Below are 19,367 nucleotides of genomic sequence, written 5' to 3' on the forward strand. Positions count from 1 at the left end.
CTGCCCCGGCGCCTCCAGGCTCCAAGCTGGGCGCGAAGGTTTGAGCCGTTGTCCGGCGGGCAGCCGCGCCCCACAGCGCGGGCGGCCGTGAGCCGCCTCGCACCGACCTCAGGACGGAGGGCTTTGAGATGACCACCAATCCCGGACCGCCTGGAGGACGCCCCCAGCCGCCCCCGGTCACGGAGGCTCCCCATCCAGGCCCTCCCTCGGGGGGCGAGCGCGATGCCAAGGACATCGCGCTGGACGCCTTCCGGGCCCCGGAGCCGGACGGTGCGCTCACCACCGATCAGGGGATTCGGGTCGACGACACCGACAACTCCCTGACCGTGGGCGAGCGTGGCCCGACGCTGTTGGAGGACTTCCACCTGCGGGAGAAGCTCACCCGCTTCGACCACGAGCGCATTCCCGAGCGGGTGGTGCACGCCCGCGGTGCCGGCGCGTACGGTTTCTTCGAACCGTACGAGTCGCTGGCCGAGTTCACCTGCGCCGACTTCCTCCAGGAGGCCGGCCGCCGGACCCCGGTGTTCGTCCGCTTCTCGACCGTCCAGGGGCCGCGCGGCTCCGCCGACACGGTGCGCGACGTCCGCGGCTTCGCCACCAAGTTCTACACCCGGCAGGGCAATTACGACCTGGTCGGCAACAACATGCCGGTGTTCTTCATCCAGGACGCGATCAAGTTCCCCGACTTCGTGCACGCGGTGAAGATGGAGCCGCACAACGAGATCCCCACCGGCGGCACCGCACACGACACGTTCTGGGACTTCTGTTCGCTGCAGTCCGAGTCCACCCACATGCTGATGTGGGCGATGTCGGATCGGGCGATCCCGCGCAGCTTCCGGATGATGCAGGGCTTCGGCGTGCACACCTTCCGCCTCGTGACCGCCGACGGGCGCGCCACCTTCGTCAAGTTCCACTGGAAGCCAAAACTCGGCGTCGCGTGCCAGGTCTGGGACGAGGCCCAGATCACCGCCGGCCGCGACCCCGACTTCCACCGCCGGGACCTGTGGGAGGCGATCGAGGCCGGCGAGTTCCCGGAGTGGGAGCTCGGCGTCCAGCTGATCCCGGAGAAGGACGAGCTCTCGTTCCCGTTCGACCTGCTGGACCCGACGAAGCTGGTGCCGGAGGAACTCGTGCCGGTGCGGCCGGTCGGCCGGATGGTCCTCGACCGGAACCCGGAGAACTTCTTCGCCGAGACCGAGCAGGTCGCCTTCCACACCGCCAACGTCGTTCCCGGCATCGACTTCACCAACGACCCGCTGCTGCAGGGCCGCAACTTCTCCTACCTGGACACCCAGTTGATCCGCCTGGGCGGCCCCAACTTCTCCCAACTGCCGGTCAACCGCCCGCTCGCCGAGGTGCGCACCGACCAGCGCGACGGCTACGGCCAGCAGGTGATCCACTCCGGGACGAGCTACGCGCCGAACTCGGTCGGCGGCGGATGCCCGGCCACCCTGGGCGGCGGGCGCCTCGCCGAGGGGGTGTTCGAGCACTATCAGGAGCGTGTCGACGGGCAGGCGATCCGCCGGCGCAGTCCGAGCTTCGCCGACCACTACGGCCAGGCCGCGCTGTTCTGGCGCAGCATGGCCGGCTGGGAGCAGGAGCACATCATCGCCGCGTTCTCCTTCGAGCTCGGCAAGGTCGGGGACCAGGCCGTGCGGCACCGTATGGTCGCCAACCTGGCCCGTGTCGACCAGGAACTGGCTGTGGAGGTCGCCCGCCGCATCGGCGAACCCGAGCCCGCGCCCGAGCCCGCACCGGACCGGCCCACCGGCGACCGCGAAGCCGGAGCAGTGGGGGAGCGGGTCTCGCCCGCGCTGAGCCTGGAGAACCTGCACGGCCACGGCATCCCCACCCGCAAGGTCGCCGTCCTGGTGGCGCAGGGCGTGGACGCCGCCCAGGTGCGGGCGGCGCGCACCGCCCTGCGGGCCGAGGGCGCCACGGTGGAGACCCTGGCCCGGTACGGCGGGAGCGTGGCCGGCAGCGACGGCCAGGACGTGGAGGTCGACCGGGCGTTGGCGACCACCGCCTCGGTGCTGTACGACGCCGTGGTCGTCCCGGACGGCGCAGAGGACGCGCTCGTCGTGGAACCGGACGCCGTCCGGTTCGTCAACGAGGCACTGCGGCACGGCAAACCGGTGGCCGCGCTCGGCACCGGCACGGCGCTTCTGCGGGCCGCAGGGGCCCGCGAGGCGGAGCAGCTCGCCGGGGTCGCCCTGTGCGGCCCGGACCGGCAGCCCGGCGCCTCGTTCTGGGAGGACTTCGTCCACCTGATCGAACAGCACCGGTTCCCGCAGCGCTGAACCCGAGCCCGAATCGCCCGCGCGACCTGCCCAGGAGGACGAGGTCGGTGGGCCCTGCCCCGTTCGCCGGCTTGGCCCGTTCGCGGTCGAGTCCGTCGGCCTAGTGGTGCTGTCAGGGAGCACTCGAAGGACCTTCGGCCTAGCGTGGTGGCGACAGTGCCCGGGGGCCGCCGCCGCCCGAGGCGGGGGAGGACGTTCACGAAGGAGCGGATTCCGATTGACCGAGTACGGCTACTTCCTGTCGTGTGAGGAGTTCACCCCCGCGGAGCTGATCGACCAGGCCCGTCGCGCGCAGCAGGCCGGGTTCACCCGGTTGGCGGTCTCCGATCACTTCCATCCGTGGAACGACGCGCAGGGCAACAGCGCGTTCGTGTGGTCGGTGATCGGGGCGCTGTCGCAGGCCGTCTCGCTGCCGGTCACCACGCTGGTGACCTGTCCGACGGTGCGGCTGCATCCGGCGGTGACCGCGCAGGCCGCCGCGACCTCCAGCGTTCTGCTGGGTGGGCGTTTCGCTCTCGGTGTCGGGACGGGGGAGGCGTTGAACGAGCACGTTCACGGCGATGCGTGGCCGTCCTTCGAGGTACGGGCCGAGATGCTGGAGGAGGCCGTCGAGGTGATGCGCGAGTTGTTCACCGGGGAACCGGTCAGCCACCGCGGCCGCCACTACACCGTCGACAACGCCCGCCTGTACACCGTCCCCGACCAGCCGCTGCCGGTCTACGTCTCGGCGTTCGGGCCGAAGGCCGCCGAGCTGGCCGGCCGGATCGGGGACGGGTTCGTCACCATGACCCCGGACGCCGACCTCGTGGGCGCGTTCCGCGAGGCCGGGGGCCAGGGCAAGAAGGTGGTGGGCGGCGTGAAGGTGTGCTGGAGCAGCAACCGGGAAGCGGCCGTGGACGTGGTGCACCGGCTGTGGCCGACCGAACTGCTGCCCGGCGAGCTCGCCCAGCTCCTGCCCACCCCGGCGCACTTCGAACAGGCAAGTCGGCTCGTCACCCGCGACATGGTCGCCGACGCGGTCACCTGCGGCGACGACGTGGAGCAGCACGTGGAGACCGCGCGCGCATATGCGCGCGCCGGGTTCGACGAGGTCTACGTCGGACAGATCGGCCCCGATCAGGAGGCCTTCTTCGACGCCTACCGTGAGCTGGTCCTGCCCGCCCTGAACCGCTGACCCGGGCTGTCCGACCTATGGCCGCTGACGCCGCGTCCGCTTACGGGAGAGGCCCCGCTACAGGGTCCGGCCCCGGCAGGTGGCGCCTTCGGGCGCAGACGCCTTCGAGAGGCAGCGGTGGTTGCGGCGGCACGGCACGGTACTTCGCGGCGCCGGGGCGTTCGGCGCCGGTCGGATGCCCCGGGTTCTGGCACCTGACCGGCGTGCGGAGGCGTGCCCTGTGAGAACGGCCTGGCACCGGTTGCGCTCTGTGTGCGGGCGGGCGTGGGGGCGCGGGCGGGAGATCGAGCTGATGCAGCGTTCGCTGGCCTTCGCCGCGCTGTTCTTCGTGACCCTGGTGCCGTTGCTCATGGTCATCGCGGCGGCTTCGCCTGCCCGCGGCAACGGGATCGCCCAGTGGATCACCGACGGCCTGGGGCTGTCGCCGCGCGGCGGCCAGGCCGTCGAGACGCTGTTCAGTTCACGCGGGCAGGTCCTCAGCACGACCACCGGGTTCAGCCTCGCCGCGCTGGCCTTCTTCGGCGTCTCGCTGACGGGTGCGATGCAGGGCGCCTACGAGCGGATCTGGGGCCTGCCGCGAGGACCGTGGCACCGGGTGGGGCGCCAGGTCGTCGCGCTGGCCGGACTGACCGGCTACCTCGTCCTCGCGGCCTGGAGCGGCGTGCCGTGGCAGCACAGCGCCGTCCAACCGACCCTGCGGATCCTCGCCACGGTGCTGGGCGGTCTGCTGCTGTTCTGGTGGCTTCCGCGCTTCCTGCTCGGGGCCCGTGCCCCGCGGCGAGGGCTGGTGCCCGGGGCGGTGGCCACGATGGTCGCCCTGGCCGGCCTCCGGCTGTTCTCCCGGCTGGTCTTCGCCCCGCTAGTGGTCTCCAACGCCGTTTCCTACGGCACGGTCGGCGCAGTCCTGGTGGTCCAGTCCTGGCTGATCGGGGTGGGCTTCACCGTGTACGGCGGAAGCCTCGTGGGGTGGGCGCTGTCCGGCGGCGACCGGTCAGCCGCGGGCGACGGTGGTGAGGGGGGCCGCGGCACACCGGCAGCCGGCGAGGAGCCGGCTGACGAGGCCGGCGGGGCGCCAGGTGGAACACCACCGGGCGAAGCGGACGACTGATCCGGTGCGGTAGGGGACCAAGGCCGCGTGAGATGCGCGGGGGCACCGGTAGCCGAGGGCGGCCAGCAGCAGTGGCACCCGGAACATGATGCCCGCAGGCGGGCGAGGTCGGATCTAGTGTCCTGCGCCGGAGATCCGTCGTTAGTTGTGTGTGAGTTCTTCTTCTAATCTCCCGGTGCGTCGTCGTGGTCCCGCGTTGCGGCCGTTACTGCTGTCCGACGAGGAGCGGGCCGCGTTGACGCGGTGGGCCCGCAGAGCCTCGTCCGCCCAGGCGTTGGCTCTGCGGGCCCGGATCGTGCTGGCCTGTGACGGCTCGGACGTGCCGTCGATTGTCGGCGTGGCAAGGGAGTTGGGTATCACCGCGGACACGGTCCGCAAGTGGCGGCGCCGGTTCCTCGCCGAGGGGCTGGACGGCCTGGTGGACGAACCCCGGCCGGGCCGGCCGCCCACGATCGCGGTCGACGAGATCGAGGCGGTCGTCGTGGCAACGCTGGAGGAGATCCCCAGGAACGCGACACACTGGTCCCGGAGCTCGATGGCCGCCCGCAGCGGCCTCTCGAAGTCGACCGTCGGACGGATCTGGCGGAGGTTCCAGCTCAAGCCCCATCTGGCCGACACCTTCAAGCTGTCCACCGACCCGCTCTTCGTCGAGAAGGTCCATGACGTGATCGGCCTGTACTTCGACCCGCCCGAAGGCGCGGTGGTGTTGTCGGTCGACGAGAAGTCGCAGATCCAGGCCCTCGACCGCTCGCAGCCGGTCCTGCCCATGATGCCGGGCATGCCGGGCATGCCGGAGCGCCGAACGCACGACTATGTGCGCAACGGCCTGACCACCCTGTTCGCCGCGTTCGACACCAACAGCGGGAAGGTCATCACTTCACTGCACCGCCGACACCGTGCGGCGGAGTTCAAGAAGTTCCTCGTCAAGATCGACCGCGAGGTTCCCGACGGACTCGACATCCACCTGATCTGCGACAACTACGGCACCCACAAGACCCCGCCCATCCGTGCCTGGCTGGCGCAGCATCCCAGGTTCCACATGCACTTCACCCCGACCGGGTCCTCCTGGATCAACCAGGTGGAGCGCTGGTTCGGCTTCCTCACCGATCAGATGATCCGGCGCGGCGCCCACAAGAACGTCCAGGTCCTCGAGAGGGACATCCGCGCCTGGATCAAGAACTGGAACGAGGACCCCAGGCCGTTCACCTGGACCAAGACCGCCGACGAGATCCTCGACTCCCTTGCCCGATTCTGCCGACGAATCTCCGGCGCAGGACACTGGCACTGCGACCGCATAGGTTCACCGGGTTGGCGCCGCAGGGCCCTCGGCCGGTTGGATGGCGCCAAACGTTCAGCTGGTGGGCATCCCGGTGTTCGGCCTCGCCGGACACCGGCCGGCGAAGGCCCCCACCGGTGTGACGGCCCTGCCGCTCCGCCCCCGCGGACGGCAGGAGTTTCGCGGCCGGGAGCCCCACCGGCCGGTGGCGCGCCGCCACTACCGGCCGGTCGGCCTAACGGGAGGGGCGGCCCCTGCGGGGCCTGTCGAAACTGGGTGCGAGTCGGGCCGCGATCCGTGGCCGGCCACCTGCGAACCCTCCTCAAGGAAGGCGTACACCGTGCGTGGGAAAGAACGTGAGCATGTGAAGACGGCCGCTGCCGGGGCACCGCGTCGCCCGGGACGGCACCTGATCGGCACCGCGAGCGTGCTGGCACTGGGCTGGAGCACGCTGTGCGGCCCCCTGCCCGCCGCCACGGCGGCGCAGACCTTGCCGGCCGTTCCCGAAGCGGCCGGATCGGCGGCCCTGGCGAGCGGTTCCGCGCTGTTCACGGAGCCGGGGGACCAGCTCTTCACCATCCCGACCGGTGTCACGAAGCTCACCATCTCGGTGTGGGGGCCGGGCGGCCCGGGCGGAGCCGGTAGCGGGGGTGGTGGCGGAGGTGGTGGTGGCGGCGGTGAGTCGGTCAGCGGCGGTGACACGGGCGGGGCCGGTGGTGGTGGCGGCGGGGCCGGTGGGGGCGGTGGCGGCGGCCAGGGCGGTCAGGCCGGTTCCTTCGTCACCTGCACCGTCCCGCTGTCGGCCCTCGGAAACGTCGAGCTTCTGGACGTCACCGTCGGCCAGGCACAGCCGACGACCACCGGTGGTGCGGGCGGCGCGGGCGGCTCGGGCGGCGTCGGGAACAACTCCGACGGCGGGAGCGGCCAGAATGGGGTGAGCGGCCAGCAGAACCTCGCCGTCCCGTACCGCAACAGCGGCAGCACCAGCAACGTCCTGGCCCTGGGCACGGGCGCGCTCCTGGACGTGAACGCGCCCGCCGGCGGCGGCGGGCACTCCGGCTCGTACGGCGACGGCGGCAGCGGCGGCGACGGCGCGGGCGCCCTCGGCGAAGGCATCGGAGACGGCGGCCCCGGCGGCAGCCGCGGACGCGGAGGCTCCGGAGCCCCGGCCGCTCCCAGCAGCGAGAACCAGCCCGGCTGCCTCAGCCTGGTGGTCGAGTCGCAGCAGGTCGTCAACGGTACGGCCGGCGGCAACGGGAGAGACGGCACCTCCGGCGGAAACGGTGAGGACGGCGACCCCTCCCGCTCCGGCTACCCCGGCCAGAGCGGCGGCAACGGCGGCTCGCCCGGCCAGATCGGACTGCCCGGTGAGGGCGGGACGGGCACCACCTTCAGCGGCTACACCTTCGGCGCCGGAGGCCGGGGCGGCGGCGGCGAGTTCGGCGGCCGGGGCGGCGGCGGCGGCCAGGGCGGAACCCCCAACATCAACGGCGGCGCCCCCGGGAACGGCAGCGGGGGCTCCGACGGCACGAAGGGCGACGACGGATCCGCCGGCGGGAACGGGGCCGTCCTCATCCAGTGGTGACCCGACCTCCCACCTGACAGCACCACCTCACGACCGGCGGCCCGCCCCACAGCACGGACAAGGCCCAAAGGTCCAGGTGCGGCGTCCAGCGGCCGGGCCACGCCGTCGTGGATCTCACCCACAGGCGTGCCCGGCCCGTCGGCGTGGACCGCGATCCGCGGTCCGCTCGCCCGTGGCATGGGCGACGACCGGAGGGGAGCCTGTCCGCTCGTGCTGTGACCGCATAGGCCGCCGGGTTCTGGCTCACGCGGCGAGGAGGGGCCTGCCGTCCCATTGGATGCCCTTCTCACTGCGGATGCGGGCGCCCGCCGCACAATCCACTGGCACTGCTGGCCTTCCCGGTCCGTGAGTCTGCGAACCCTGACCGGGAAGGCCACCGGGCCCCCTTTCTGAGCCGAACGTCTCGCAACATCCGACCGGCCGAGGGTCCCGGGGCGCCAACCCGGTGAACCTGTGCGGTCACAGCACTAGAGAGCGGGACGGCGAGCCGCCACGAGGTCGGATCCGGGCGCCTGCACAACACGCAGTCCTGCGGCTTCGAGTTCCTCGGCGAGCTGTTCGGGCGGGACGGGCCACATGTCGAACGCCTCCCGGGCCTCGCGCAGGAGCTCCTGCGCGCGTTCGACGCGGTAGGTGAAGACCACGCGCAGGACGCCGCGATGGGGCCGTCGGGTGACGTCGGCGCTGTACAGGTCAGGACCCACCCGCACCGGGCCGAGCCGTCCCGCCGCCTCGCACCCGTCGGGCAGGCCGGCGGGCGGCGGATCGAAAAGGAGCAGGCCATCGGGCAGGAGGGCTGCCGAGATCGCCTTCCAGGTGGCCCGCCTGGTCGGGGGATCCAGACAGGCGATCACGTTGGAGGCGACGGCCAGGTCCGCCACGGCCGTCAGGCCTGTCGCCGCGAGGGGCTCGGGGTGCACGGTGACGCGAGCGCGCTGGTCCGCCCCGAGGTGCGCCAGGCGCGACAGCAGGGCGGCGCGCATGGCCGGGGCCGGTTCGACGGCGTGGACGGGCACACCGGAGGCGCGCAGCAGGACCTCGGTGGCAGTGCCGGTGCCGGCGCCGACATCAAGGACGGCGTGGCGGGCCCGCGTGGCGGCCGCGGCGAAGCGCCGCTCGGCCAGACGGCGGTCGGTCTCGGCCTGCAGGAGATCGTAGAACTCCGCGGAGACCGCGTACCCGCCGTCGGGGGAGTCGTCCACGGCCGCGCGCTCAGCCGCGTACGGGCTGGAAGTGCGTCGGGTCCGCGAGGGCGCTGGAATCGAGGCGGGCAAGGAGGTCGCCGACATCGGTGTGGACCTCAAGGGCTCCCGCCGAGCGCAGGGCCCGCTCGCCGAAGCCGCCGGAGAGCACCGCCACGCCGGTGACCGGGGCCCCGGCGGCGGCCTGGACGTCCCACGGGGTGTCGCCGACGAACAGCGCCTCGCCTGGCATCGAAGCCTCCCTCACTCACGCCCCCGGCATGTCCACCCTGTCGACGCTACGGCCCGACGACCGGCCACGCACGCGGCGCGGCGCCGGCCGTTTGCCCCGCTGTTTCCCGGAAACCCGAAGCAGTATGGAAACTGCCTGCCGGACCATCGTCATCACCGGGGCCAGCGGTGGCATCGGCCGCGCGACCGCCGAGGCGTTCGCCGCCCGCGGAGACCGGCTCGCGCTGATCGCCCGCGGCCGGGCCGGCCTCGAAGCGGCGGTGCGCGAGGCCGAGCGGGCCGGCGCTGCCAAGGTCATCGCCATCGAGGCCGACGTCGCCGACGCACACGCGGTGGAGGCCGCCGCCGAACGGGCCGAGGAAGAACTCGGGCCGGTCGACGTGTGGGTCAACGACGCGTTCGCCTCCGTCTTCGCCCCGTTCACCGAGGTCTCCCCGGAGGAGTTCCGGCGCGTCACCGAGGTCACGTACCTCGGCTACGTCTACGCCACCCGGGCCGCCCTGGCCCGGATGCTGCCCCGCGATGCCGGGGTGATCGTGCAGGTCGGCTCGGCGATCGCCTACCGCGGCATTCCGCTGCAGAGCGCCTACAGCGGCGCCAAGCACGCCATCCAGGGCTTCAACGAGGCGCTGCGCTGCGAGCTGCTCGCTTCCGGTACTCGGGTGCGGACCACGATGGTGCAGATGCCGGCCGTCAACACGCCGCAGTTCGACTGGGTCCGGTCCCGCCTGCCCCGTCGGGCGCAGCCGGTTCCGCCGATCTACCAGCCCGAGGTCGCTGCCCGCGCGGTGCTGTTCGCCGCCGACCACCCCGGGCGGAGGGAGTACTGGGTGGGCGGCAGTACGGTGGCGACCCTGGTGGCGAACGCCGTCGTGCCCGGGCTGCTGGACCGCTACCTGGCCCGCACGGGCTTCGACTCCCAGCAGGAGGACCGTCGGCGCCGCGCCACGGACCCGGACAACCTGTTCGAGCCGGTGGATGCCCGGCGGGACTCCGGGGCGCACGGCCGGTTCGACGGCCGGGCCCGGGATCGCAGCCGCCAGCAGCAGGTGGCGCACGCCCTCGGCGGCCTCGGCGACGCGCTGGGGCGCGCGGCTGGACGGGTGCAAGCCGGTTTGCCCGGTGCTGGTAGCGGGTTCCTCTCACGGATGCGGGGAACACGCACCCCGCAGTCATCGGACAGGAGTGTGTGACCATGCCTCGCGGATCGAGTCCCAAACGGGAGCGGCAGTACGAGCACATCAAGGACAGTGCGCTGGAGCGTGGTGAGAGCGAGAAGCGCGCCGAGGAGATCGCCGCCCGCACCGTGAACAAGGAGCGGGCCCGGCACGGGGAGTCGAAGACCGCCAGCCGCAGCTCGCTGAAGGACATGTCCTCCTCCCGTCGCGGTGGGCTGCGGTCGCACAGCGGCGCCCAGGGGCCGACGAAGGAGCAGCTCTACAACGAGGCGAGGCAGCGCAACATCCACGGGCGCTCGAAGATGAACAAGAAGGAACTCGAACACGCCCTGGGCCGATAGGAGCTGGTCACCGTGGGTACTGTTCCCGTGCCGCCCGACCCCGATGTCACCCCGGTTCCGCCGTCGCCCAGCCCGCCGGAGCCGGTGGAGCCACCGGTGCCGCCGGATCCGCCCGCGCCTCCCGGAACGCCCGAACCGCCCCCTCAGCCGCCGGCCCCGCCCGGCCCGGGCGAGCCCGCGGAGCCTGCCCCTCCGGAGCCCGGGCACCCCCGCCCGTCGGAGCCTCCCGACTGACCCGGAGGCCATGACACGGCCGGGCGGTGGACGGCGTGCGCGGAGGCACCGCCTGCGCCGCGGAGTCGCCAGGTGGCCGGCAACCGAACAACGACCCGGAGGACTACAGGAGGTCAGGTGCTCACCCGGCTGGTGGAGATCGTGGTGTGGGGTGCTGCCCTGACGGGGCTGACGGTGGTGTTCATCAGCTCCGTCTCGCCCGTCGAGCTGCTGGTCGCCGTTCTTGCCGCGTCGGGCGGGGCGGTCGCGGCCCGCAGGATGCGTCTGGCCGCACACGTCCGCGTCGGAGGAGGGCGTGGCGCGGTGCGTGCGCTCCTCGCGCTGCCGGGCTCGGTCGTGCGCGGTCTGGCCGTGCTGACGGCCGCGATGGCCCCCGGTCACGGAGACGGGAGGGTACGGCGCATCCGGCTGCGCCCCGGAGCGGGAGCCGGGTGGGCCGGCACGCTGCTCGCCGCCTCCCCGGACACCTGCGTGATCGACGTGCCCCGCGACGACGAGGTCGTCGTGCACGCTCTGCGCCCGACCCCGGGACCGGTCGAGGAGGCCGTGGCCCGCACGGACGGCGCGCGGTGAACGCCTGGACAGAGGCGGCCCTGGTCCTGCTGGCGATTCCCGCGCCGACGTGCCTGTGGGTCGCGGCGCGCGGCACCGCGGTGCGCCGACTGCTCGGGGCGTCGATGCTGTCGACCGTGGCCGGCGCGGTGTTCCTGCTGCTCCCGATGGCGTACGACCGGTCCTCCTATCAAGACCTCGCGCTGATGCTGGCCGTCCTGGCCCCCGCCGGCACCCTTGTCTTCGCCCGCTTCGTCGCCGGCCGCCGCCACGACGCCCACCCGTACGGTTCCACGCCCGAGAACTGACGAGACCCCGCCCGGCCGGCCAGACCGGGGGTGGGGGAGGGAGTTCGGATTGACGCCACGCCATGTGATCGTGCTCGTGCTGCTGTGGGCCGGCGTGGGGTGCGTGCTGCTGTCCGCGGCCGCGGTGCTGCGGCTGCGCGGAGCGCTGGCGCGCCTGCACGCCCTGGCCCCGGCCTCGGTGGCCGGTGTGCCGCTGATCGCCGCGGCCGTGGCAGTCGACCAGGGACCGGGCCGGGGGGCGGCCAAGACGCTGTTCATCGGCCTGGTCTTCGCCGTCGGCGGGACGGTCACCACGATCGCCGTCGGTCGTGCCACCCGCCAAGCCGAGGCCGAAGCGGTGAGCAGGCCGTGAACGCATGGCTGATCGGATTCGTCGTCGCCTTCGTCGTCCTCGCCGCCACCACGGCGGTCCTCACCCGCGACCCGGCCCGCCAGGCGGTCGTCCTCTCCGTGCTCGGTCTGGGCCTGGCGATGCTGTTCGCGGTGCTGCAGGCGCCCGACGTGGCGCTCTCCCAGCTCGCCGTGGGCACTGCGCTGACCCCGTTGCTGATCCTGCTGACCGTACGCAAGGTCACCCGCCGACCCACCCGCACCGACGACCGGGCCAGCGCCGGCGACAACGGGCGGGAACGGAAGTGACGGCCCGCGCCCGGCTGACGATGTTCCTGGCAGCGGCCGCCGTCATCGCCGCGTTCTTCACGGCCGCGTGCACTCACCTCCCGCCGTTCGGCACGGACAGCCACCCCTATGGGGACCAGGCGGTGGCGGCGGCGCTGGACCGGCGCACCGCCAACGTCGTCTCCGCCGTCAACTTCGACATCCGCGCCTTCGACACCCTCGGCGAGGAGTCCATCCTCTTCGGCACCGTGCTCGGGGCGACCCTGCTGCTGCGCCGGGCCCGCGACGAACGCCACCGCCGCGCCGAAGCCGAGCGGGTCATGCCCACGACCCGCCTCTTCGGCGCACTGCTGTTACCGGTCACCCTGGTCGTGGGCGTCTACATCGTCGCGCACGGCCAGTTGAGCCCCGGCGGCGGCTTCCAGGGCGGCGTCGTCCTCGCCACCGCTCTGCACCTGGCCTACGTGGCCGCGGACTACCGGGCCCTGAAGCAACTGCGCCCGCTCGCCGCCCTCGACGTCGCGGACTCGCTCGCCGCCGCCTCCTACAGCCTCGTCGGCCTGGCCGGCCTGATCGCAGGCGGCGCGTTCCTCAAGAACGTGCTGCCGCTGGGCACCTTCAACACCATCACCTCCGGCGGCACCGTCCCGGTCCTCAACGCCGCGGTCGGCGTCGAGGTCGCCTGCGGCCTGATCGCCCTGCTCGCACACTTCCTCGACCAGGCCGTCGAACTCACCGAACCCGACCAGCAGAGAGACGGAGACACCTGATGGGAACGTGGGTCTTCCTGGCCGCCGGATGGGTCCTGCTCATTGCCCTGTACGGCCTGGTCACCAGTCGCAACCTCATCCACGCCATCGGCTGCCTGGCCGTCGCCCAGTCCTCCACCTACCTCCTGCTCCTCGCCGTCGGCTACCGCCGCGGCGCGACCGCCCCCGTCTACTCCGACCTCACCCCCGGAACCCGCCCCGTCGTCGACCCCGTCGTGCAGGCCCTCGCCCTGACCGACGTCGTGGTCGGCGCGACCGTCACCGCGCTGTTGCTCGCCCTCACCATCCAGTTGCGCAAACGGCACCACACCGTCGACCCGCAGGCCCTCACCGGCCTCAAGGGCTGACCGTGACCGAAGCAGCCCTGCTGCCGCTCGCGGTGGCCGTTCCCCTGCTCGGCGCCGCACTGCTCGCCGTCGCCGGCCGCAGACTCCCCCGGACCGGTTGCGACATCCTGGCCACCACCTGCGCCGGTGCCGAGGCAGCGTGCCTCGCCCTGCTCTGGGCGCGCACCGACGGGCGCCTCGTCACCGCCGACCTGGGCGGCTGGCCCGCCCGCCTCGGCATCGTGCTCGCCGCCGACCCCATCGGCGCCGGACTCGCGCTGCTCGTCGCCGTCCTGGTCCTCGCGGTCGTCGTCTACGCCTGGCGGTACTTCGACGAACCCACCGGCGAGCACGCCGGCGCCTTCCCCGCCCTGATCCTGCTGTTCGAAGCCGGCATGGCCGGCTTCGCGCTCACCGGCGACCTGTTCAACGCCTTCGTCTTCTTCGAACTCATGGGAGCCGCCTCCTACGCCCTGACCGGCTACCGCATCGAGGACCCCCGCCCGCTCCAGGGGGCGCTCACCTTCGGCATCGTCACCTCCTTCGCCGCCTACTGCTCCCTGCTCGGCATCGGCCTCCTCTACGCCCGCACCGGCGAACTCAACCTCGCCCGCCTCGGCCGGCAGCTCGCCGGCCACCACACCGACGTGCTGACCGTGACCGCGTTCGCCCTGATCGCCACCGCCCTGCTGGTCAAGGCCGCCGCCGTGCCGTTCCACTTCTGGCTGCCCGACGCGCACGCGGTGGCGCCCACCCCGGTGTGCATGCTGATGTCCGGCGCCATGGTCGAACTCGGCGTCTACGGCATCGCCCGCGTCTACTGGACCGTCTTCTCCGGCCCGGGTGGCATCCACCCCCAGGCCTTCCGCACCACCTTCACCGCGATCGGTGTGCTGACCGCACTCCTCGGCGCCCTGATGTGCTGGCAGCAGCGCCACCTCAAGCGCCTGCTCGCGTTCTCCACCATCAGCCACGTCGGCCTGTTCCTCATCGCCGTCGCCCTGCTCACCCCCGACGGCGCCACCGGAACCGCGGTGTACGTCGCCGCGCACGGCCTGGTGAAGGCCGCGCTGTTCGCCCTCACCGGTGTACTGCTGGACCGCTACGGGAGCGTCGATGAACACGGCCTGCACGGCAAGGCACGCGACCTGCGCACCGTCGGGGTGCTGTTCGTGGCCGGCGCCCTGGCCCTGGCCGGCATGCCGCCGTTCGGTACCGGCCTTGGCAAGGCCCTGAGCGAGGAGGCCGCCGGCCACTGGCAGCCGTGGCTGCCCGCCGTGTTCGTCGTGGCCTCCGCCGCCACCGGCGCGGCCGCTCTCCGCGCGGCCCTGCGGATCTTCTTCGGCGCCGGCCCGGCCCCACACAGCCGACCGGACGGGGACGAGACCACCGGCGAGGGCGAGGAACCCGAAATCCGCTCCCCGCAGCGCGCCTTGCCGCGAACCATGACGATCGTCCCGGCCGGTCTGATCGGCCTCGCCGTCCTCGTCGGTTCCCTACCCGCCATCCCCGCCGCCCTCGCCCGTGGCGCGGCCGTCTTCACCGACCCCGACGGCTACACCGCCGTCGTCCTCACCCACGCCAACACGCCGGCCGGACCCGTGCCGGCCGCGGACTGGACCGTGACCGGGATGCTGCTGGGCCTGCTGTCCGCAGCCGTCGCCCTCGCCCTGGCCACGGCCGCCCTCCATCGGTCCGCCGCCGACCGGCACGCGGCTGCCCGAGCCGTACGGGCGCTGCGCCGCCTGCATTCCGGACACCTCGGCGACTACCTCGCCTGGCTCGCCCTCGGCGTCGCGGTGCTGTGCGTCGCGATCGCCGCCCAGACCTGAATCCTCCCAGGGCCCTACAGCCGCTCCTCCATCCCGATGGCTGCCTTCAGATCCTCGTAAGCCTGACCGCGCTTGCCTTCACGCTGCTCCAGCATCGCCCGGACGATCGCATCCAGCCTGCGCTGGATGGATACCGTCCCCGGTGGGCCGCGGGCGCGGCAACACGCCACACGGTGCCCTCCGCAGGCGGCGGATCGCCATCAGCCCGTCGCCGTCGCCCACGGCGTTGCCCGCGGACAGGCGGGGCGGGAGGCCTCTGGGCAGCGAGGATACGGGGTGGGGGGTACCCCGATTGGCGTGGTGCCTCAAGGGTGTCGTCGAGGCCGGTCGAGCGGGCGACTCCGGTGGCCCCGGACGGTGGATTCCGAGCGCGGCGGGGCAGGATCACAAGCGGACAGCTTCCCTCGCGCGAGGAGGCCGGTCATGTCCCCCCACCACCGTCCGCTGAGGGCGTGCGCCTGTCGGGCCCCGCGGACCACGACCGCAGACCTGCTCGGGAGAGCCGGCAGCGCCCGCCTGGACGGCAAGGCCGACCATGATCAGCGCGGCGGGTTGGAGGACGCCTTGGCGCGCTCGGTCAAGGAGGGCATGCCCTGTGTGATCGTCGACTTGCCCCGTCTCCTGTCGCGCGACTCCACTCGTCTTGACGCTCTGCTCCCAGCGCGCTTCACCGTGTACGCCGCCGCAACCGCCCCGGTGGTGGCCGCTTCGTTCCCTCAGACCCGGCGCCTGCGGCAGATCACCGGCGCAGACGAGATCTTCACCCGTCCGCGACACCGTCCGCGCCCTCACAGACGCCGGTGCACCCTGCAGAATGAGGCCCGCCATGGACATCCCTGAACGCTACGCGATCACCCTGCCGGGCCCACCAGGAGCGCATCGTCCGCCCGAGATCGTCGTTGTCCACGCCACCGGCGACAGGACACCCGACGGTACCCCGATCTACGCCGACGACACCGGAGCCTTCCGGGTCGAGATCCAAGCCGGTGTGGCCAGGCCCCTGGACGTCGCCACAGGGCCGGGTCAGCACACCTGCCTGCGCGCCACCCCGCTGACCTGACCGCGGCATTGCCGACCAGGCGTGATCGGCATCTCCCGTTCGGGGTCGTACATGTCGTCGTCCGGGAAGCAGTCGTGGCGCATCCGAGCGGAAACAGCGGATTCAGGCAGTGGACCCCCCGGTCAAAGCCCCGGGGCGTAGGGGGCGATTCCGATGATGAGGATGTCGCGGTGCCCTTCGTTCCCGTCGTCGCCGAGGCGGACCGGGCCGACGTAGTGGCTGACGCGTCGGTCGTGGACGCCGTAGCCATCCAGCGGCTCGGTCAGCACGAAGCGGTCGTGGATCGCTTCCGGGGGCAGCGCGTCGGGTTGTCGGCCGGCGCTCTCCGGGGTGGCGATGACGTTCTCGCCGCCCTTCACGTTCCGGCGGCCGATCAGGTGGGCGAAGGTGAAGGTGGCCGGTGAACCGCCGTCCTGATGCAGGCAGTTCGGTGAGGACACCGCCTCCTGGTCCTGGTCGTGGACGCCGAGCGAGATCAGGTGGATGCCGACGTAGACGGGGACGCGGCGCAGGTCCTCCAGCCACAGGGCACGGTCCAGGTCGGCATGGACGAGGGCGTCGAGCAGCCGGTTGCGGTGCAGGGCTTCCGGGATGTCGGGCAGCCGGCGCCGCACCCGGGGGTACTCGGGGTTGTGCTCGTCCTGCCAGTACTCCGTGACGGTGCCGAACTCCTCGTCGGGGGTGCCCGGGATGTAGGAGAGCTCGCCGGTCCAGGGCAGGTGGACGGCGTGCGAGTAGCGGCGGAAGCGGTGGGTCTCACGGGCGTACGGATCCGGCGGCAGGTCCTGATAGGAGTCGGCGAGCCGGGTGAAGTCCTCGGCCAGGGCCACGGTGTCGATGCCGAGGTCGGCGGCGTTCAGGCGGGCGTACCCGTCACGGCGCACCCGCCCGCCGTGCTCCGGCGGGCGTCCGTGCTGCTCCGGGCTGTCGTCCATCGGCTTCTCCGGGCGTTCGCGGGTGTCTGTGGACATGGGTCCGCATGGCCTTCCGGCTTCCTTCACGCTGGCACACCCGTCGGGGGCGCGCCCTTGGGGGGTCCGCCGTACGGATGGCCGGGGCGGGACGGCCTGCGGGCTGGTCATGCAGGTCGAGAGGTCGTCCACGACCGCCGGCAGGCCGCCGGCCCGGTGTGCGGCGCGCTGGCGGTGGGCGCCGCTGCCCCGGGCGGCCAGCCGGTCGACGAAGGCGGTGACCCGCTCCAGGTCCCCCAGCTCCTCCAGCGCGGGGCCGATGTGCTCGACGAGCCGCCGTGCGCGTTCCGGGGCGGGCAGGACGCGTCCGGTCAGCGCGTCCGCTCCCGGCCCCGGCCAGCCGTCGCGGGTCGCGTACCAGTACGAGCCGCGCAACAGCTCACCGCGAAGCTGCGGTCCCTTGTCGCCGCGCTCCGCCAGGCGGGCGGAGGTCACCACCAGGCCGCGCACGACAGCCGCCAGGGCCACCGAGTCGGCGGACTCGGCCGGAACGTCCATGCACCGCACTTCCAGCGTCGGCAGGCGCGGGTGCGGGCGGGTGTCCCAGAACGGCAGGTCGGCGAAGGAGCTCCCGCCGACCTCCGCCATCGCGGCGGCGACGCGCCGGTAGTCGTCGAAGGACTCGACCCACGGTGGCGGTCCGAGGGAGGGGAAGCGCAGCCGCAGCACCGAGCGCCAGCTCGCGTACCGGGTGTCCCGTCCGGCGTGGAAGGGCGAGTTGGCGCTCATCTCCACCAGCAGCGGCAGCCACGGGCGCAGATGGTTGCCGACCAGGGCCGCCACCTCGCGGTCGGGCAGGCAGACGTGGACGTGCAGGGCGCAGACGGCGAAGTCGTCCATCAGGCTGCGGAACAGTTCCACCCCGTCCAGGTACCGGGGGTGGTGGCCCACCGGCACCACGCCGCCGCCCCCGATCACGGGCGTCGCACTGGGGCACACGGCCAGGCCCTCGGCCTCGGCGCACGCGGCGAGCTCGCGGCGCAACCGGGCCAGCTGGGCGGACAGCTCGCGCATGGTGGCGCACGGCGGTGTCCGCACCTCGACCTGGAGGTCCGTGAACTCACCGGACACCAGGTCCCCCAGCACGCCCGCGGCGCGGGCGGCCAGCCGCGGGCCCGCGGGAACCACGGCCCGGGACACGGGGTCCACGACGAAGTGCTCCTCCTCCAGGCCCACCGTCGGCGTCGGCCCCCGGCCACGGCCCGCAGTGCCTGCCACGGGCTGCCGGGCTCCTCGCGCGCCCGGGGCGCCGCTGCCGTCCACCTGACCAGAGTCCCTTCTCCCGGCCACGTCGGCATCACGGATCCGGGGTCCGGCCCGAAGACGAACGCTCGGGGCGGCTGGACGCGAGCGGACGCTCGGGACATGTCCCGGTACGAGCCGCCGTGCGGCAGGTGTGAATCGTGCCGGGCCGGGCAACCGCTCGGCATGCTGCTGATCCGCCCGCCCGGGGTCTACGCGCCCCAGGGCGACACCGAACTGCTGGCCGCCTGTGTGCGCCGGGAGCCGCTGGACGGCTCCAGCCGGGTGCTCGACCTCTGCACCGGGACCGGGGCCGTCGCGATCACGGCGGCGCGCAGCGGGGCCCTGGTCACGGCGGTGGACCTGTCCGCCAGGGCGGTGGCCACTGCCTGGTGCAACGCCCGGCTGCATCACGACCGGGTCCGGCTGCGCCGGGGCGACCTCCTGGCGCCGTTGCCCGGTGAACGCTTCGACCTGGTGACCGCGAATCCCCCGTACGTCCCGACGGACCCGGACGGCGCGGTTCCCGGCCGGGGCGCCGAGCTGGCCTGGGACGCCGGACCGGACGGACGGCTGGTCCTGGACCGGATCTGCCGGACGGTTCCCGGGGTGCTGGCCGAGGGCGGCGTGCTGCTGGTCGTGCAGTCCGCGCTCGCGGGCGTGCCGGCCACCCTGGCGCTCCTGCGCGCGGCCGCGCTGCGCACAGAGGTGGCGGCTCGGCGGCGGCAGCCCTTCGGGCCGGTGATGACGGCCCGGGCCGCCCTGTTCGAGCGGCTCGGAGTGATCCGGCCCGGCGAGCGCGAGGAGGAGTTGGTGGTGGTGCGCGGTGTCCGCGGGCGCTGATCGCTACGCCACCCGGGTGGTCGTCGTGCCGGGCGGCCCTCTGCTGGTCGAGGGCCCGGTGGAGGTGGTCCTCCCCGACGGCACCCGGAGGCTGTCCGAGCGCCCGGTGGTGGCCCTGTGTGCCTGTCGGCGCAGCCGCACGTACCCGTTCTGCGACACCAGCCACCGGCGGCACGGACGGCCGCTGCGGGCCCGGGAGCAGGGCCCGCGCGACTC

The 19,367-nt window shown here is 73.1% G+C and carries 19 protein-coding genes and 1 pseudogene; 17 read left to right on the top strand and 3 right to left on the bottom strand.

Annotated elements, in window-relative coordinates:
• The first annotated feature begins 128 nt into the window (after positions 1–128).
• The 5 genes and pseudogenes from ACFRQN_RS19685 (at position 129) to ACFRQN_RS19705 (ending at position 7,443) form a co-directional block, all read left to right on the top strand.
• Positions 129–2,300 (top strand): catalase, encoded by a 2,172-nt coding sequence (locus ACFRQN_RS19685; RefSeq protein ID WP_380741371.1) that lies wholly within the window; start codon positions 129–131, stop codon positions 2,298–2,300.
• Positions 2,301–2,517: 217 nt separating this feature from the next.
• Positions 2,518–3,474, top strand: a complete 957-nt coding sequence (locus ACFRQN_RS19690; protein ID WP_380741372.1) for a TIGR03557 family F420-dependent LLM class oxidoreductase — start codon at positions 2,518–2,520, stop codon at positions 3,472–3,474.
• Positions 3,475–3,766: 292 nt separating this feature from the next.
• On the top strand, positions 3,767–4,582 hold the full coding sequence (locus tag ACFRQN_RS19695; protein WP_380741373.1) for a ribonuclease BN: 816 nt from the start codon (positions 3,767–3,769) through the stop codon (positions 4,580–4,582).
• 175 nt (positions 4,583–4,757) lie between these two features.
• Positions 4,758–5,855 (top strand): annotated as a pseudogene (locus ACFRQN_RS19700) (IS630 family transposase); the annotation flags it as partial.
• Positions 5,856–6,222: 367 nt separating this feature from the next.
• Positions 6,223–7,443, top strand: a complete 1,221-nt coding sequence (locus ACFRQN_RS19705) for a hypothetical protein (RefSeq protein ID WP_380741374.1) — start codon at positions 6,223–6,225, stop codon at positions 7,441–7,443.
• A 467-nt stretch (positions 7,444–7,910) separates the two neighbouring features.
• Here the strand turns inward: ACFRQN_RS19705 and ACFRQN_RS19710 are convergent, their stop codons facing one another.
• Both ACFRQN_RS19710 and ACFRQN_RS19715 read right to left on the bottom strand, forming a co-directional pair.
• Positions 7,911–8,645: a class I SAM-dependent methyltransferase gene (locus ACFRQN_RS19710; RefSeq protein WP_380741375.1), complete on the bottom strand. Its 735-nt coding sequence runs from the start codon at positions 8,643–8,645 to the stop codon at positions 7,911–7,913.
• A gap of 10 nt (positions 8,646–8,655) precedes the next feature.
• Positions 8,656–8,877, bottom strand: coding sequence for an HAD family hydrolase (locus ACFRQN_RS19715; protein WP_049649640.1), 222 nt, complete (start codon positions 8,875–8,877; stop codon positions 8,656–8,658).
• Between the two features lie 124 nt (positions 8,878–9,001).
• On the opposite strand from ACFRQN_RS19715, the gene ACFRQN_RS19720 reads away from it, so the two are divergent.
• The 10 genes from ACFRQN_RS19720 (at position 9,002) to ACFRQN_RS19765 (ending at position 16,095) form a co-directional block, all read left to right on the top strand.
• Positions 9,002–10,069: an SDR family oxidoreductase gene (locus tag ACFRQN_RS19720; protein ID WP_380741376.1), complete on the top strand. Its 1,068-nt coding sequence runs from the start codon at positions 9,002–9,004 to the stop codon at positions 10,067–10,069.
• A 2-nt stretch (positions 10,070–10,071) separates the two neighbouring features.
• Positions 10,072–10,395, top strand: a complete 324-nt coding sequence (locus ACFRQN_RS19725; protein WP_049649641.1) for a hypothetical protein — start codon at positions 10,072–10,074, stop codon at positions 10,393–10,395.
• Between the two features lie 351 nt (positions 10,396–10,746).
• On the top strand, positions 10,747–11,202 hold the full coding sequence (locus ACFRQN_RS19730) for a hypothetical protein (protein WP_074003015.1): 456 nt from the start codon (positions 10,747–10,749) through the stop codon (positions 11,200–11,202).
• Complete coding sequence (locus tag ACFRQN_RS19735; protein WP_380741378.1) at positions 11,199–11,489, top strand: monovalent cation/H+ antiporter complex subunit F; 291 nt, start codon at positions 11,199–11,201, stop codon at positions 11,487–11,489. Before ACFRQN_RS19730 ends, ACFRQN_RS19735 begins: the two co-directional genes overlap by 4 nt.
• Positions 11,490–11,538: 49 nt before the next feature.
• Entirely contained in the window at positions 11,539–11,841 is a 303-nt protein-coding gene (locus tag ACFRQN_RS19740) for a monovalent cation/H(+) antiporter subunit G (protein ID WP_158077714.1), read from the top strand.
• Positions 11,838–12,128, top strand: a complete 291-nt coding sequence (locus ACFRQN_RS19745; protein WP_049649644.1) for a DUF4040 domain-containing protein — start codon at positions 11,838–11,840, stop codon at positions 12,126–12,128. The genes ACFRQN_RS19740 and ACFRQN_RS19745 overlap by 4 nt, the downstream gene beginning before the upstream one ends.
• The gene (locus tag ACFRQN_RS19750; protein ID WP_380741380.1) at positions 12,125–12,877 is read left to right on the top strand and encodes an MnhB domain-containing protein; all 753 of its coding nucleotides are present in this window, start codon (positions 12,125–12,127) and stop codon (positions 12,875–12,877) included. Before ACFRQN_RS19745 ends, ACFRQN_RS19750 begins: the two co-directional genes overlap by 4 nt.
• Positions 12,877–13,224 (top strand): sodium:proton antiporter, encoded by a 348-nt coding sequence (locus ACFRQN_RS19755; protein WP_049649646.1) that lies wholly within the window; start codon positions 12,877–12,879, stop codon positions 13,222–13,224. Before ACFRQN_RS19750 ends, ACFRQN_RS19755 begins: the two co-directional genes overlap by 1 nt.
• A gap of 2 nt (positions 13,225–13,226) precedes the next feature.
• Positions 13,227–15,035 (top strand): complex I subunit 5 family protein, encoded by a 1,809-nt coding sequence (locus ACFRQN_RS19760; RefSeq protein WP_380741381.1) that lies wholly within the window; start codon positions 13,227–13,229, stop codon positions 15,033–15,035.
• An 826-nt stretch (positions 15,036–15,861) separates the two neighbouring features.
• Complete coding sequence (locus ACFRQN_RS19765; protein ID WP_053111950.1) at positions 15,862–16,095, top strand: DUF6296 family protein; 234 nt, start codon at positions 15,862–15,864, stop codon at positions 16,093–16,095.
• 122 nt (positions 16,096–16,217) lie between these two features.
• Here the strand turns inward: ACFRQN_RS19765 and ACFRQN_RS19770 are convergent, their stop codons facing one another.
• On the bottom strand, positions 16,218–18,284 hold the full coding sequence (locus ACFRQN_RS19770) for a YbdK family carboxylate-amine ligase (RefSeq protein ID WP_380741382.1): 2,067 nt from the start codon (positions 18,282–18,284) through the stop codon (positions 16,218–16,220).
• A gap of 210 nt (positions 18,285–18,494) precedes the next feature.
• On the opposite strand from ACFRQN_RS19770, the gene ACFRQN_RS19775 reads away from it, so the two are divergent.
• Together ACFRQN_RS19775 and ACFRQN_RS19780 are read left to right on the top strand one after the other, a co-directional pair.
• A complete protein-coding gene (locus tag ACFRQN_RS19775) occupies positions 18,495–19,151 on the top strand; it encodes a HemK2/MTQ2 family protein methyltransferase (protein WP_074003008.1) in 657 nt (218 codons plus the stop codon).
• Positions 19,135–19,367 (top strand): CDGSH iron-sulfur domain-containing protein (locus ACFRQN_RS19780; RefSeq protein WP_380741383.1); only part of this gene is annotated, 233 nt, incomplete at its 3' end. The genes ACFRQN_RS19775 and ACFRQN_RS19780, both read left to right, overlap by 17 nt.

This window comes from Kitasatospora sp. NPDC056800 (genome assembly GCF_042789775.1).
Classification (GTDB): Bacteria; Actinomycetota; Actinomycetes; order Streptomycetales; family Streptomycetaceae; genus Kitasatospora.

Coding starts and splice junctions, on each gene's coding strand:
- ACFRQN_RS19685 (WP_380741371.1), top strand. CDS start 129: ATGACCACCAATCCCGGACCGCCTGGAGGACGCCCCCAGCCGCCCCCG.
- ACFRQN_RS19695 (WP_380741373.1), top strand. CDS start 3,767: ATGCAGCGTTCGCTGGCCTTCGCCGCGCTGTTCTTCGTGACCCTGGTG.
- ACFRQN_RS19715 (WP_049649640.1), bottom strand. CDS start 8,877: ATGCCAGGCGAGGCGCTGTTCGTCGGCGACACCCCGTGGGACGTCCAG.
- ACFRQN_RS19720 (WP_380741376.1), top strand. CDS start 9,002: ATGGAAACTGCCTGCCGGACCATCGTCATCACCGGGGCCAGCGGTGGC.
- ACFRQN_RS19725 (WP_049649641.1), top strand. CDS start 10,072: ATGCCTCGCGGATCGAGTCCCAAACGGGAGCGGCAGTACGAGCACATC.
- ACFRQN_RS19755 (WP_049649646.1), top strand. CDS start 12,877: ATGGGAACGTGGGTCTTCCTGGCCGCCGGATGGGTCCTGCTCATTGCC.
- ACFRQN_RS19765 (WP_053111950.1), top strand. CDS start 15,862: ATGGACATCCCTGAACGCTACGCGATCACCCTGCCGGGCCCACCAGGA.
- ACFRQN_RS19775 (WP_074003008.1), top strand. CDS start 18,495: ATGCTGCTGATCCGCCCGCCCGGGGTCTACGCGCCCCAGGGCGACACC.